Origin of the sequence: Aeromicrobium jepli, from assembly GCF_047246605.1 — a bacterium.
GTDB lineage: Bacteria > Actinomycetota > Actinomycetes > Propionibacteriales > Nocardioidaceae > Aeromicrobium.
The window spans coordinates 1-13,041 of sequence record NZ_JBFOKO010000017.1 but is presented as its reverse complement, the minus strand read 5'-3'; the positions used below and the strand labels follow the sequence as shown (position 1 = coordinate 13,041).

General features: G+C 72.6%; 14 protein-coding genes. 8 read left to right on the top strand and 6 right to left on the bottom strand.

Features of this window, described 5'->3' with window-relative positions; all coding sequences use genetic code 11:
• A partial coding sequence (locus AB3M81_RS18425; RefSeq protein WP_412905402.1) for a hypothetical protein occupies positions 1–183 on the top strand: 183 nt, incomplete at its 5' end.
• 3 nt (positions 184–186) lie between these two features.
• Here the strand turns inward: AB3M81_RS18425 and AB3M81_RS18420 are convergent.
• Both AB3M81_RS18420 and AB3M81_RS18415 read right to left on the bottom strand, forming a co-directional pair.
• Positions 187–447, bottom strand: coding sequence for a hypothetical protein (locus AB3M81_RS18420; protein WP_412905401.1), 261 nt, complete (start codon positions 445–447; stop codon positions 187–189).
• A gap of 38 nt (positions 448–485) precedes the next feature.
• Positions 486–1,304: a DUF1206 domain-containing protein gene (locus AB3M81_RS18415; RefSeq protein ID WP_412905400.1), complete on the bottom strand. Its 819-nt coding sequence runs from the start codon at positions 1,302–1,304 to the stop codon at positions 486–488.
• 185 nt (positions 1,305–1,489) lie between these two features.
• Between AB3M81_RS18415 and AB3M81_RS18410 the strand changes: the two genes are divergently transcribed.
• From AB3M81_RS18410 to AB3M81_RS18400, 3 genes are read left to right on the top strand one after another with little or no spacing between them, the layout of a single operon-like run.
• Positions 1,490–1,942: an OsmC family protein gene (locus tag AB3M81_RS18410; protein ID WP_412905399.1), complete on the top strand. Its 453-nt coding sequence runs from the start codon at positions 1,490–1,492 to the stop codon at positions 1,940–1,942.
• Positions 1,939–2,325 carry a hypothetical protein gene (locus AB3M81_RS18405; protein WP_412905398.1) on the top strand — a complete coding sequence of 129 codons (387 nt, stop codon included), beginning with the start codon at positions 1,939–1,941 and terminating at the stop codon, positions 2,323–2,325. The genes AB3M81_RS18410 and AB3M81_RS18405 overlap by 4 nt, the downstream gene beginning before the upstream one ends.
• A 9-nt stretch (positions 2,326–2,334) precedes the next feature.
• Positions 2,335–3,063, top strand: a complete 729-nt coding sequence (locus AB3M81_RS18400) for a VOC family protein (protein WP_412905397.1) — start codon at positions 2,335–2,337, stop codon at positions 3,061–3,063.
• Here the strand turns inward: AB3M81_RS18400 and AB3M81_RS18395 are convergent.
• Positions 3,041–3,925, bottom strand: coding sequence for a GNAT family N-acetyltransferase (locus tag AB3M81_RS18395; RefSeq protein ID WP_412905396.1), 885 nt, complete (start codon positions 3,923–3,925; stop codon positions 3,041–3,043). The two genes, AB3M81_RS18400 and AB3M81_RS18395, sit on opposite strands and share 23 nt — an antisense overlap.
• 121 nt (positions 3,926–4,046) lie before the next feature.
• On the opposite strand from AB3M81_RS18395, the gene helR reads away from it, so the two are divergent.
• Positions 4,047–6,260, top strand: coding sequence for an RNA polymerase recycling motor ATPase HelR (helR, locus tag AB3M81_RS18390; RefSeq protein WP_412905395.1), 2,214 nt, complete (start codon positions 4,047–4,049; stop codon positions 6,258–6,260).
• Here helR and AB3M81_RS18385 read toward each other — a convergent pair.
• A complete protein-coding gene (locus tag AB3M81_RS18385; protein WP_412905394.1) occupies positions 6,191–7,432 on the bottom strand; it encodes an MFS transporter in 1,242 nt (413 codons plus the stop codon). The genes helR and AB3M81_RS18385 overlap by 70 nt on opposite strands.
• Before the next feature lie 43 nt (positions 7,433–7,475).
• Positions 7,476–9,830, bottom strand: a complete 2,355-nt coding sequence (locus AB3M81_RS18380; protein WP_412905393.1) for an ATP-binding cassette domain-containing protein — start codon at positions 9,828–9,830, stop codon at positions 7,476–7,478.
• Positions 9,831–9,983: 153 nt separating this feature from the next.
• Between AB3M81_RS18380 and AB3M81_RS18375 the strand changes: the two genes are divergently transcribed.
• Both AB3M81_RS18375 and AB3M81_RS18370 read left to right on the top strand, forming a co-directional pair.
• Entirely contained in the window at positions 9,984–10,409 is a 426-nt protein-coding gene (locus tag AB3M81_RS18375; RefSeq protein WP_412905392.1) for a YciI family protein, read from the top strand.
• Entirely contained in the window at positions 10,387–11,649 is a 1,263-nt protein-coding gene (locus tag AB3M81_RS18370) for an RNA polymerase sigma factor (protein ID WP_412905391.1), read from the top strand. Before AB3M81_RS18375 ends, AB3M81_RS18370 begins: the two co-directional genes overlap by 23 nt.
• Before the next feature lies 1 nt (position 11,650).
• Here AB3M81_RS18370 and AB3M81_RS18365 read toward each other — a convergent pair whose 3' ends face one another.
• On the bottom strand, positions 11,651–12,304 hold the full coding sequence (locus AB3M81_RS18365) for a 4a-hydroxytetrahydrobiopterin dehydratase (protein WP_412905390.1): 654 nt from the start codon (positions 12,302–12,304) through the stop codon (positions 11,651–11,653).
• A 103-nt stretch (positions 12,305–12,407) separates the two neighbouring features.
• Between AB3M81_RS18365 and AB3M81_RS18360 the strand changes: the two genes are divergently transcribed.
• Positions 12,408–12,968: a dihydrofolate reductase family protein gene (locus tag AB3M81_RS18360; protein ID WP_412905389.1), complete on the top strand. Its 561-nt coding sequence runs from the start codon at positions 12,408–12,410 to the stop codon at positions 12,966–12,968.
• Positions 12,969–13,041 lie beyond the last annotated feature (73 nt).

Sequence of the window (13,041 nt, the reverse complement as noted above, 5' to 3'; positions counted from 1 at the left end):
GTCAGGGGAGACGTCGACGGGAACGTGACCGAGCTCGACCACGGCCACCTGCGGGTCCTCGCCTCGGCCGAGATCGACGGCGGCGCCCGCGAGCGCGGCTGGGGCCACCTGTACGTCTGGCGTGGCGCGGACGTCGAGGGCGGGCTCAGCGAGGGCGGCCCCGGCAGGATCGTGCGTCGCTGATCGTCAGCGCGCTGCCGGCCGTAGCCTCGCGGCCGGCAGCCAGCCGGTGTGCACGACGCCGTCGGGGGACGCCCACGTGCACAGCGCCTCCCAGCCGTTGACGACGGGACGCCACTCGACCAGGACGCCCGGGTAGTCCGCCGGCGCGTGCTTGACCGTGGAGAGGTTGACCCACACGTGCTGGGGCCGGATGCGCGGCGGGGGAGTCACGGCCGGGGGATCGAGCGCGCTCAGTGGGTCGCCGTACCGCCGGTTGTGACCCATGGGGTCATAGTAGAACGTGTGTTCGATGAAGGACCGATTCAACGGTCGATGTGGCGGGCCCACGCGAAGCAGAAGAGGCCGAACGCCGCGAAACCCAGGCCCACGACGGCGGTCGCGACCGAGCCGAAGGGCTGGTCCAGCACGGTCCGCAGCGCCTCGTCGATGCCGCCTGACTTGTCGGGCTCGTGAGTGATCGCCGCATACGCGAAGAGGGCGGCGACGGCGAGGACCGCGGCGCCCTTGGCGATGTAGCCGATCTTGCCGAGCCACACGTACGCCGAGCCGACGCGGCCGCTGGCCCCACCGGCCTCGATGTCCTTGAGGAAGCGCTCGGTCGCGCCCTTGTGAATCAGGTAGCCGCCGACCACTGCGATCCCGATCGCCACGAGCCCGACGAGGACCTGGCCTCCGGGGAGGTTCATCAGCTTCGCACTGAGCGACTCGGTGCCGTTCCCGCCCGACGAGCCCGAGCCGGTGACCACCTTGAACGCCGTCGCGGCGATGACGGAGTACAGGACGACCTTGCCCAGGCTCGTGAGGCGCTTGCGCACCCGGGCGGCGCCGTCGTCCTGCCGGTGCCCGACGGCGGCCTCGACGACCTGCCACAGCGCGAGCAGCACCATCCCGACGCCGACCGCCCACACGAGGGCCTCGCCGAACGGCTGCTGGGCGAGCTCGCGGACGGCACCGGCGCTGTCGGCGCTGTTCTCGCGGTCGCCCAACGCGAGCTGCACGATGAGCCAGCCCATGACGAGGTGCACGATGCCGAACGCGACCAGCCCGGCACGCGCCACGTAGTCCAGTGCCGGGTGGTCGTCGACCGCGCGCGCGGCGTCCTTGGCTGATCCTGTCGTCATGGCGCGAGCCTAGGACGTCTCGGCGGGACCGGCGAGGGGAGCGCCATGCGCACGGCACACCCCGGGGATCGTCTCATCGAAATGACATAATGTGCATTATCGGACAACTACGCAGGTGCGCCGAGAGGGGCTCCGGGCACTGTCGCCCCCTCTGAATTGTCCCCGTCCGGGACTACGGTCGGCACATGGCCACTCACGAGTACTCCACGCGACTGGCGTGGGACGGATCCACGGGCGACGGCTACCGGGCGTACGACCGTGCACACGACATCGCGCTGGCCGGCGGCACGCTGCCCGCCAGCGCCGACCCGGCGTTCCGCGGCGATGAGAGCCTGACCAATCCCGAGCAGCTGCTGCTCGCGGCCGCCAGCTCGTGCCAGCTGCTGTCGTTCCTCGCCGTCGCGGCGCTGGCCAAGGTCGACGTGCTGGCCTACGAGGACGACGCGTTGGCCGTCATGCCGGACGCGGCCGAGGGCATGCGCCTCACCGAGATCGTCCTGCGGCCCCGGATCACGGTCCGCGGCACGGACGAGGCGACGGTGGCCGGACTGGTCGAGAAGGCGCACCGGCAGTGCTTCGTCGCGAACTCCCTGAACACGACCGTCCGGATCGAACACACGATCGACGTAGCCCGATGAGCCACGACCTCGCCATCGCGGCCCCGGACGGTGCGGCCTCGCTCGCGCGAATCGGCGCCGTCCTGGGCGATGCCGGGGTCGACCTGCTCGGCGGCGGACTGTGGGAGCGCACCGCGCACTACCTCGTCGAGGACGCCGAGACGGCCGCCCGGGCGCTGCAGGACGCGGACATCGAGGTGCTCGCCGTCCGCGAGGTGGTGCTGGTCCCCTTGTCCGCCGACGTTCCCGGTGCCCTCGGGCGCCTGATGCGGCAGCTCGTCGACGCCGGCGTGCGGCTTGACGTCCAGTACACCGACCACGACGGGCGCAAGGTGCTCGTCGTCGACGACCCGGCGCGGGCGGTGGCTGCCGTGGGGCTGACGGACCGGCCCTCGCGGTCGTAGCGTGACGACATGACCAGCCGACTCGAAGCACTCGTGATCGACGCGAACGACCCGGCCCGCCTGGCGGCGTTCTGGGCCGCGATGCTGGACCGCGACGCCGCCGAGCCCGAGGACGACGGCGTCATCACGCTGCCGGCCAACGAGCCGTACACGTTCGCGATCGACATCGAGCCCACGCGCCATCCCAAGACGATGCGCAACCGCATGCACTTCGACCTGACCAGCGCCTCCGAGGAGGTTCAGCAGGCGCAGGTCGAGCGGGCCCTCTCCCTCGGCGCGAGCCACCTCGACGTCGGTCAGCTGCCCGACGAGCCCCATGTCGTCCTCGCCGATCCCGAGGGCAACGAGTTCTGCGTCCTGCAGGCCGGCAACCGCTTCACCGCCGGCTGCGGCCGCATCGGCGCGGTCGAGTGCGACGGCACGCGGGCCGTCGGCGAGTTCTGGCAGGCCGTGCTCGACTGGCCGCTCGTCTGGGACCAGGACGACGAGACCGCCATCCAGTCGCCGCACGGCGGGACGAAGATCGCGTGGGGCGGTCCGCCGCTCATGGACAAGCCGCCGAAGAACCGCTGGCACCTCGACGTGCGCCCGCTGCACGACCAGGCGTCCGAGGTCGCGCGACTCGAGGCGCTCGGCGCCACGCGCACCGACATCGGCCAGGGCCGGGTCAGCTGGGTCGTCATGCGCGACCCGGACGGCAACGAGTTCTGCGTGCTCAGGGGCGCGGAAGAGGCTTGACCCAGCGGGTCCACTCCCCCTGCGGCGCGTAGCCCGCCGCGCGCCACACGGCCGCTCCGGCCTCGTTCGCGTCGAGCACCATCGCCAGCGCCCGCGTCGCGCCGAGCGCCGCGGCCCGGTCTTCCCCATGGCGCAGCAGCCGCCGGGCGATCCCCTGCCCGCGCCGGTCGGGGTGCACCGCGAGCCGGTACAGGTGCGCCCGCCAGCCGTCCCAGCCGCCGACGACCGTGCCGACGATGACGCCCCCGTCCTGGGCGACGATCACGGCCGCGGGGTCACGCTCGAGGAGCCGGCGCACGAGTCCCGCGTCGTCCGCCGGCCGTCCCTCGTTCTCGGCGGCACCCGACCAGAACGCCAGCAGCGCATCCACCTCGTCGGGCCCGGCCTGGCGGAACTCCACGTCCGGATCCACGATCCGCACGGGGTGCTCGGCGAAGGTCGGCGCCTCGAAGCCCTCGACGTGCGCGCGGACGACCTCGTCGGTCAGCCGGTAGTCGTCGGGCCCCTCTCCCCCGCGTGCCCGGACCCGGCGCAGCGCGGTCTCGGTGTCGACCGGCAGGTAGACGGTCTCGGCGACCGTGCCGAGGTCCGCGATCAGCTCGCGGTAGTCGTCGCGCAGGGCCCGCGTCGCGAACGAGAAGTCGAGCACGACGTCGCGGCCGGCGGCGACCGCGTCCACGAGCTCGCCGACGAGGTCGTCCTCGATCTCCTCGAGCAGGTCGCGCGGTGCGGGCAGCGTCGTGATGCCGCGCCGCCACGTCTCGACGTCCACCGAGAGCCGCAGCCAGCCCTGCGATTCCAGGCGGCGCGCGTAGGTCGTCTTGCCCGCGCCCGCGGCACCGCACATGAGGATCACTGCCACGACGCTGGTCCTGTCGGCCGGGAGCATGACGAAGGGAAGGGCGATCGCCCTTCCCTCTTCAACGTATATCGCGGATGGGGGCTTGCCGCAAGACCCCCCACGGGGTCCAGAATCGACCGCCATGACGGCAGTTTTCGCACTTTCCCCTTCCCTGCGGCACAAGCAGGACCCCCGTCGCGTGGCCTCCGACGAGCGGCACTTCGCCGCCGTGGCGGCGCGCCTGGACCAGGCCCTCGCCGAGGTCGCCCGCGACCTCGACGAGGCGCTGCGCCGGCCCGGCGGCACCGGTCAGCGCGCGCTCGACCGCGACGACGAGGTGCGCCGGCTCGAGAGCCGTCACCGGCTCCTGCGGCGGTACAGCCTCGACCTGTGCCTCGGCCGGTTCGTCCGCGATGACGGCGACGTCACCTACGTCGGGCGGCTCGGCCTGGGGGACGGCGCGGGCGACCGGCTGCTGGTCGACTGGCGCTCCCCCGCCGCCGCGCCGTTCTTCGCCGCCACGACGGCGCGACCCGACGGTGTCGCGAGCCGGCGCCGCTACCGCTGGCGGGACGGACGCATCGTCGACTACTGGGACGAGGTCCTCTCCCCCGGTGCGGACACCACGACCCTCGCCCTCGACGACGACTCCGCCTTCCTCGCCGGCCTCGCGGACAGTCGCTCCCCCGCGATGCGGGACGTGCTCGGCACGATCGCGGCCGACCAGGACGCCATCATCCGTGCGGACTCCTCCGGGGCACTCGTCGTCGACGGCGGTCCCGGGACCGGCAAGACGGTCGTGGCGCTGCACCGGGCCGCCTACCTGCTGCACGAGGACCCGCGCCTGGCCCGCGGCCGCGGACGCATCCTGGTCGTCGGACCCCACGACCCGTACCTGAGCTACGTCGCGGACGTGCTGCCGAGCCTCGGCGAGGAGGGCGTCCTGACCTGCACCCCAGGCGATCTCGTGCCCGAGGGCATCGACGCGGTCGAGGAGGCCGACCCGAGGGTCGCCGCGCTCAAGGCCGACCTCGCCCTCGTGCGGGCCGTCGACGCGGCGGTCGCGGTGTACGAGGAGCCCCCCGGTGACGTGACGGTCACGGACACTCCGTGGGGTGAGGTCCGGTTCGTACCGACCGACTGGGCCGAGGCGTTCGCGGCCCCCGGCACCGCCGTCCCGCACAACCTCGCGCGGGAGGCGGTCTGGGAGGCGCTCGGTGAGATCGCGCGCGACCGGCTCGATGTCGAGGACCTCGACGTCGAGGCCGTGACGGACGTGCTGCGCCGCGACCCGGAGCTGCGCGAGACGCTGACGCGCGCGTGGGTGCTGCTCGAGCCGACGGACGTCGTGGCCGACCTGTGGGCCGTCCCGGCCTACCTGCGGCACTGCGCCCCGACGCTGACGGACGCCGATCGGGCCCTGCTGCGGCGTCCCGAGGGGGCACCCTGGACCACGGCGGACCTGCCGTTGCTGGACGCGGCGCGCCACCGCCTCGGGGACCCGCGGCACGAGCGGCGCACCGCCTCGCGGCGTGCGGGCGAGGCGGCGCAGCGCGCCGGGATGGACCTGGTCGTCGACGACCTGCTCGCCGCGATGGACCACGACGACGGCGAGGGCCTCTGGACGTCGCTGCGCCAGGCCGGGCTGCGTGAGGCGCTGGTCGACGAGTCCGCGCTGGAGTCGGCCGACGCGGACGACCTGGCCGGCCCGTTCGCGCACGTGATCGTCGACGAGGCGCAGGAGCTCACCGACGCGCAGTGGGCGATGCTCGTGCGCCGCTGCCCGTCACGGAGCCTCACGGTCGTCGGTGACCGCGCCCAGGCGCGCGACGGGTTCACCGAGTCCTGGCAGGACCGCCTCGCCCGGGTGGGACTCCCGGACGTGCGCACGGCGACGCTCACCGTCAACTACCGCACGCCCAGCGAGGTCATGGCCGAGGCGGAGCCGGTGATCCGCGCGGCGGTCCCGGACGCGAACGTGCCCACGTCCATCCGCTCGAACGGGTGGCCGGTCCGCCACGCCGCGGTCTCGCAGGTCGGCGACGTCGTCGACGCGTGGGTCGCCGGGCACCACGAGGGGGTGGCGTGCGTGATCGGCGACCCCACGTTCGCGGAGCGCCCCCGCGTGCGCTCGCTGACGCCGACGCTGGCGAAGGGCCTGGAGTTCGACCTCGTCGTCCTGGTCGACCCCGACGCGTGGGGTGACGGCGTCACGGCCGCGGTGGATCGCTACGTCGCGATGACCCGCACCACGGGCGACCTCGTGATCGCGCGCCCGGCGCCGGCTCAGTCGGACGACGCGAACCGGCGCAGCGCCGCCGCGGTGGCCGCCAGCAGCACGACCACCACGCCGTAGGTCATCGCGGTGGCCATCAGACCGAACTCGCCGACCGCGAAGCCGGCCAGGACGGCGGGGATGCCGAACGCGAGGTAGCTGGCGACGAAGACGGCCGCGAACAGCTCGCCGCGTCGGTGGGGCGGGGCGAGCGGGGTGACCGAGCGCATGATGCCCATGAACGAGGCGCCGAAGCCCGTGCCCGCGAACACCGCCGCGGCGAGGAACCACGGCAGGCTGCCGAAGCCGAGCGCCACGAGGGTCAGCGCGGTGCCGGTGGCGAGCGTCGTCGTGCCGTAGAGGGTGATCCGGCGACCGGTCCAGTTCCGCGCGACGAAGCACATCGCGGCGCCCGCTCCGTTGATCGCGGTGATCACGAGGCCCTGGGCGACGTGGCTGGACCCGCCCAGCTCCTGGGCGACCAGCGGCGCGCCGAGCGAGAGGTAGAAGCCGCTCGTGGCCCACCCCGCGATGAGGGCGGGCAGCGCGCGCAGGAACGCGCCCCGGACCTCGGGCGGCACGCCGACCTCGGGCCGGAGAGAGGCCAGCACGCCGGCCTTCCGCGCCGCGGTCTCGGGTGCCACCCACACCAGCAGCGCCATCAGGACGAACAGCGCCGTCAGCACGCCGAACACGGCGGTCAGCGGCTCGCCGGGCACGTGGTCGAGCACGAGCCCGGAGATCAGCCCGCCGGCCGCGAGTCCGGCCAGCGGCGTCACCGAGTTCGCGATGGCGCCGATCCCCGGCCGCTTGACGGGCTCGAGGTCCACCACGGCCGCGGACATCGAGGACATGAGCAGTCCCGCGCCGAACCCCTGAACGACGCGCGCCGTGATCAGCACGCCGACGCTGTCGGCGTGCCAGAAGGCCGCCATGCTGCCGGCCAGCACGAGCAGCCCGGCGGCCATCACCGGGCGCCGGCCGAGGTGGTCCGAGAGCGAGCCGGTGAGCAGCAGGGTGACGAGCATCGCCACGGCGTAGACGGCGAAGATCAGCGTCATCGTGGCCGAGGAGAACCCGATCCGCTCCTGCAGGACCGGGTAGAACGGCGAGGGCGCGCTCGCGCCGATGAGGAAGACGGTCAGCGCGACGATGACGACGACGAACCCCGTCCGCCGTCGGGCGGCCTGCGCCCCGGCGACGGTCGCCGGCCCCTCGTGCTCTCGCGTGCGCTGGGGGACCTCGGCCGTCATGGCCCGAGTGTAGGACAGGTCACACTCGCGTCACTTCCGCCCCTCAGGCGCCGACGTAGGCGGCGAGGTGCTGGCCCGTCAGCGTCGAGCGGTCGGCGACGAGGTCCGCCGGGGTGCCCTCGAACACGACGCGGCCACCGTCGTGGCCCGCACCCGGACCCAGGTCGATGATCCAGTCGGCGTGCGCCATGACCGCCTGGTGGTGCTCGATGACGATCACGGACGTGCCGGACTCGACCAGGCGGTCCAGCAGCCCGAGGAGCTGCTCGACGTCGGCCAGGTGCAGGCCGGACGTCGGCTCGTCGAGGACGTACGTGCCGCCCTTCTCGCCCATGTGCGTGGCGAGCTTGATGCGCTGGCGCTCGCCGCCGGACAGCGTCGACAGCGGCTGGCCGAGCGTCAGGTAGCCCAGGCCGACGTCCTCGAGCCGCGCGAGGATCTTCGCGGCCGCGGCGACGTTGACCCCGTCCTTGCCGAAGAACGCGTGCGCCTCGGCGACGGGCATCGCGAGCACCTCGCTGATGTCCCGCTCCCCCAGCTTGTACTCCAGCACGGCGGCGTCGAACCGGCGTCCCTCGCACACCTCGCACGGCGACTCGACGGTGGCCATGATGCCCAGGTCGGTGAACACGACGCCGACGCCGTTGCAGTTGGGGCAGGCGCCCTCGGAGTTGGCCGAGAACAGGGCCGGCTTGACGCCGTTGGCCTTCGCGAACGCCTTGCGGATCGGCTCGAGCAGGCCCGTGTAGGTGGCGGGGTTGCTGCGCCGGGAGCCGCGGATCGCACCTTGGTCGATCGCGACGACGTCGTCCTGGCTCGCGACCGAGCCGTGGATGAGCGAGCTCTTGCCCGAGCCCGCGACGCCCGTCACCACGACCAGCACGCCCAGCGGGATGTCGACGTCGACGTCCTTGAGGTTGTGCGCATCGGCGCCGCGGACCTCGAGGCGGCCGGTCGGCCGGCGCACCGACTCCTTGAGCCGGGCCCGGTCGTCGAGGTGCCGGCCGGTCACCGTGTCGCTGGCGCGGAGGCCGTCGACGGTGCCCTCGAACATGATCTGCCCGCCGCCGCTGCCGGCGCCGGGCCCGAGGTCGACGACGTGGTCGGCGATCGCGATGGCCTCGGGCTTGTGCTCGACGACGAGCACCGTGTTGCCCTTGTCGCGCAGCTGCAGCAGCAGCTGGTTCATCCGGTCGATGTCGTGCGGGTGCAGGCCGACGGTGGGCTCGTCGAAGACGTACGTGACGTCGGTCAGGGAGGAGCCGAGGTGCCGGATCATCTTGGTGCGCTGCGCCTCGCCGCCGGACAGCGTGCCGGCCGGGCGGTCGAGCGACAGGTAGCCCAGGCCGATCTGGACGAAGGAGTCGAGCGTGTCCCCCAGCACCGCGAGCAGGGGGCCGACCGAGGGCTCGTCGAGCTCGCGCACCCACGCCGCGAGGTCCGTGATCTGCATGGCGCAGGCGTCGGCGATGCTGATGCCGCGGATCTTCGACGAGCGCGCGCCCTCGTTGAGCCGGGTGCCGTCGCACTCGGGACACGTCTGGAACGTGATGGCGCGGTCGACGAACGCGCGGATGTGCGGCTGCATCGCCTCGCGGTCCTTCGACAGCATCGACTTCTGGATCTTGGGGACCAGTCCCTCGTACGTGACGTTGACGCCCTCAACCTTGATCTTGGTGGGCTCCTTGTAGAGCAGGTCGTCGAGCTGCCGCTTCGTGAAGTCCTTGATCGGCTTGTCGGCCGGGAAGAACCCGCAGCCGCGGAAGATCCGGCCGTACCAGCCCTCCATCGAGTACCCGGGGATCGTCAGGGCGCCGTCCTCGAGCGACTTGGTCTCGTCGTACAGGGCGGTGAGGTCGAAGTCCGACACCGCTCCCCTGCCCTCGCAGCGCGGGCACATGCCGCCGGTCACCGAGAACTCACGGCGCTCCTTCACGGTGCGGCCGCCCGTCTCGAACGACACCGCGCCGGCGCCGCTGATCGAGGCCACGTTGAACGAGAACGCCTGCGGCGAGCCGATGTGGGGCTGCCCGAGGCGGCTGAACAGGATCCGCAGCATCGCGTTGGCGTCGGTGGCCGTGCCGACGGTGGAGCGCGGGTCGGCCCCCATCCGCTCCTGGTCGACGAGGATCGCCGTGGTGAGACCGTCGAGGACGTCGACGTCCGGCCGCGCCGTGGACGGCATGAAGTTCTGCAGGAACGCGCTGTAGGTCTCGTTGATGAGGCGCTGGGACTCGGCGGCGATCGTGCCGAACACGAGTGAGCTCTTGCCGGATCCCGAGACGCCCGTGAAGACGGTGAGCCGCCTCTTGGGCAGCTCGACGCTGACGTCCTTGAGGTTGTTGACCCGGGCGCGGTGGACGCGGATGAGGTCGTGGCGATCGGCCGGATGGGTCATGCGAAGGTCCTCCCCTGTGTCGTCGTGAACCTATACCGTGTCGCCGACGAGAATCGACAGGAAAAATGTTCCGGACCGCTGTCGATCCGCGTCCGTCCCGTTCGACGTGTCAGTGAAGAGGGCGCAGGGTGCGCCCACCCGAGAGGAACCATCATGAAGAAGTACATGCTCATCATGCGCACGTCGGACGAGGCCCTCGCCGCCTCCAAGGAGATCGACTTCGAGGAGATCATCAACGCGATGGGCGCCTACAACGAGTCGCTCATGAACGCCGGCGTCATGATCGGCGGCGAAGGGCTCACCGACCCGTCCGAGGGGTTCGTCGTCGACTTCTCCGGCGAGGAGCCGCTCGTCACGGACGGCCCCTACGGCGAGACGCACGAGCTGTTCAACGGCTTCTGGATGCTCAAGGTCGCGTCCGCGCAGGAGGCGCTCGAGTGGGCGAAGCGCTGCCCCCTCGGCCCCGGCAGCAAGCTCGAGGTGCGCCGCGTGAGCGACGAGTCCGACTTCGAGGACTTCGCCGACAACGAGTACGTCCAGAAGGAGTCGGGTTGGCGTGAGCAGCTCGGCACCGAGTGACGGGACGGACCTGGCCGCGACCCTCGACGCCGTCTGGCGCATCGAGGGCTCGCGCGTGGTCGCCGCGCTCGCGCGGGTGACGGGCGACCTCGCCGAGGCCGAGGACCTCGCCCAGGAGGCGCTCGCCGAGGCGCTGTCGACGTGGCCCACGGCGGGCGTGCCCACCCGGCCGGGCGCGTGGCTCACCACGGTCGCGAAGCGCCGTGCCATCGACGGCTGGCGGCGTCGCGCCGCCCTCGACGAGCGCCACCGCGCGATCGCCCACCGGCTCGAGCACGAGGCGGAGCTGGCGTGGGAGCCCATCGAGGACGACCTGCTGCGCCTCGTGTTCACCGCGTGCCATCCCGTGCTGTCGCGCGAGGCGCGCGTCGTGTTGACCCTGCGCGTCGTGGCGAGCCTGTCCACTCCCGAGATCGCGCGGCTGCTGCTGACCTCCGTCCCCACGGTGCAGCAGCGGATCGTCCGCGCGAAGCGGACGCTGTCCGAGGCGCGGGTCCCGTTCGAGGTCCCCGACCACACGGAGTGGGGTCCGCGCCTGGACGCCGTGCTCACGGTGGTCTACCTGGTCTTCACCGAGGGCTACGCCGCCACGTCGGGCGATCGCTGGGTCCGTCGCGACCTGGCCGACGAGGCGCTCCGTCTCGGCCGGGTGCTGGCGGGCCTGCTCCCCCACGAGCCCGAGGTGCACGGACTGCTCGCACTTATGGAGCTGCAGGCCTCACGGTTCGCGGCGCGCGTGGACGATCACGGCGACCCGGTCGTCCTCGCGGACCAGGACCGCCGGCGCTGGGACCACGCACAGATCGCGCGCGGGGTCGCCGCCCTCGACCGGGTCGACGCGCTGGGTCGCGGTCGCGGCCCGTACGCGCTGCAGGCGGCGATCGCGGCGTGCCACGCGACGGCGCCGGACTTCGAGGGCACGGACTGGGAGCGGATCGTCGTCCTGTACGACGCGCTCGCCCAGCTCGCGCCGGGGCCCGTCGTCCGGCTCAACCGGGCCGCTGCGCTGGCCCACCTGCCCGACGGACTCCCTCCGGCCCTCGCCGAGGTCGAGGACCTCGCCGCGTCGGGCGCCCTGCCGCGCAGCCACCTGCTGCCCAGCGTCCACGCCGAGCTGCTGCAGCGCGCCGGTCAGGACGAGCGGGCGCGGCAGCCGTTCCAGGAGGCGGCGGCGCTGGCGTCGAACGAGCGCGAGCGCGCCTGGCTCGAGCGCAAGGCGGAGCGGCCGGCGGACGCCTGAGTCAGTCGCGGTCCATGACGGTGCACAGGCACGCCTTGTTGCCCTCGGCGTCCTCCAGCACCACGAACGACGGCGACTCCGTGTCGTCGACGACCCGACCGCCCGCCGCCACGACCGCGTCGATCCGGGCGGGCAGCTGCCCGGCGGGGATCCAGACGTCGAGGTGGAAGCACATCGGCGGGACCTCGGCACGCGGCTCGGTCGGCTGGAACCACATCAGCGGCACCTGACCCGCCGGGTCGACGACCTGCTCGCCGTCGAAGTTCTGCGCGTCGCCGGTGAGCGCGGCCGCCCAGAACGGGCCGAGCTGCACGGCGTCGCCGGCGTTGAGCGCGATCTCGAGCTTCGCGACGTTCGTCGGCTCGGCCTCGAGCCCACGCTCGCGGGCGAGGTCGCTGATCGTGCGGGCCAGGTCCAGGTCGCGGTCGGTGATGCCGCCGGTGTCGTGGCTGATCAGCTCGATGTCGACGTGCGTGTACGTCAGCCTCACGTCCGGGTGGTGGTTCGCGTCCTCGGCGGCCGCGCCGATGTCGACCACGAAGTCCAGGCCCGTGGCGAAGTCCCCGGTGCGGAACCGGGCGTGCAAGCTGTGCACGAGCGGACGCCAGTCCTCCAGGTCCGCGTCGAGGATCGTCGTCAGGTCGGCCTTCGTCATGGAGCCAGCATCACCCGCACCGCGCGACGGCGCCAGCCCTGACGGCCCTTGCTCACGTGCCGGGACGGCCGCCACACTGGCGGTTCGTGCGGTAGGAGGATCCATGCGCAAGGTGACGTACGAGATGAGCGCGTCGCTCGACGGCTACGTCGTCGGTCCCGACGGGACGTTCGACTGGGGCGCCCCGACCGAGGAGGAGTTCCGCTTCTTCCTCGAACGGCTGGACGACGTCGGCGTGCACGTGATGGGCCGCCGCCTGCACGAGACGATGCTCTACTGGGAGACCACCGACCGGGACGGCATGAGCGAGCTCGAGCAGACCTGGGCGGACCGCTGGAGTCCGCTGCCGAAGCTCGTCCTGTCCACGACGCTGGAGTCGGTCCACGGAGCGGCCCGGCTGGCGACCGACGACCTCGCCACCGAGATCGCGCGGCTGCGCGAGTCGCCCGAGCCGGGCGACATCGCGATCGGCGGCGCGACCGTCGCGGCCGAGGCCGCTCGGCTCGGACTCATCGACGAGTACCGGCTGCGGCTGTGTCCCGTGCTGGTCGGCGGCGGCCTGCGCTACTTCGCGCACGACGAGCGCCGCGCCGACCTCGAGCTGCTCGAGACGCGCCGCTTCGACTCCGGCAGCGTGTTCCTGCGCTACCGCGTCCTGCGCTAGCTGTACTCGGCTGAGACGTTCATGACAGTCGGCTGATCGGGGGTAGTCCTTCGAGGGCTGTGTGGCGTCGTCC

Excerpts from the sequence above, each read along its gene's own strand:
- AB3M81_RS18420 (WP_412905401.1), bottom strand. The coding sequence starts at position 447 with ATGGGTCACAACCGGCGGTACGGCGACCCACTGAGCGCGCTCGATCCC.
- AB3M81_RS18415 (WP_412905400.1), bottom strand. The coding sequence starts at position 1,304 with ATGACGACAGGATCAGCCAAGGACGCCGCGCGCGCGGTCGACGACCAC.
- AB3M81_RS18410 (WP_412905399.1), top strand. The coding sequence starts at position 1,490 with ATGGCCACTCACGAGTACTCCACGCGACTGGCGTGGGACGGATCCACG.
- AB3M81_RS18405 (WP_412905398.1), top strand. The coding sequence starts at position 1,939 with ATGAGCCACGACCTCGCCATCGCGGCCCCGGACGGTGCGGCCTCGCTC.
- AB3M81_RS18400 (WP_412905397.1), top strand. The coding sequence starts at position 2,335 with ATGACCAGCCGACTCGAAGCACTCGTGATCGACGCGAACGACCCGGCC.
- helR (WP_412905395.1), top strand. The coding sequence starts at position 4,047 with ATGACGGCAGTTTTCGCACTTTCCCCTTCCCTGCGGCACAAGCAGGAC.
- AB3M81_RS18385 (WP_412905394.1), bottom strand. The coding sequence starts at position 7,432 with ATGACGGCCGAGGTCCCCCAGCGCACGCGAGAGCACGAGGGGCCGGCG.
- AB3M81_RS18380 (WP_412905393.1), bottom strand. The coding sequence starts at position 9,830 with ATGACCCATCCGGCCGATCGCCACGACCTCATCCGCGTCCACCGCGCC.
- AB3M81_RS18375 (WP_412905392.1), top strand. The coding sequence starts at position 9,984 with ATGAAGAAGTACATGCTCATCATGCGCACGTCGGACGAGGCCCTCGCC.
- AB3M81_RS18365 (WP_412905390.1), bottom strand. The coding sequence starts at position 12,304 with ATGACGAAGGCCGACCTGACGACGATCCTCGACGCGGACCTGGAGGAC.
- AB3M81_RS18360 (WP_412905389.1), top strand. The coding sequence starts at position 12,408 with ATGCGCAAGGTGACGTACGAGATGAGCGCGTCGCTCGACGGCTACGTC.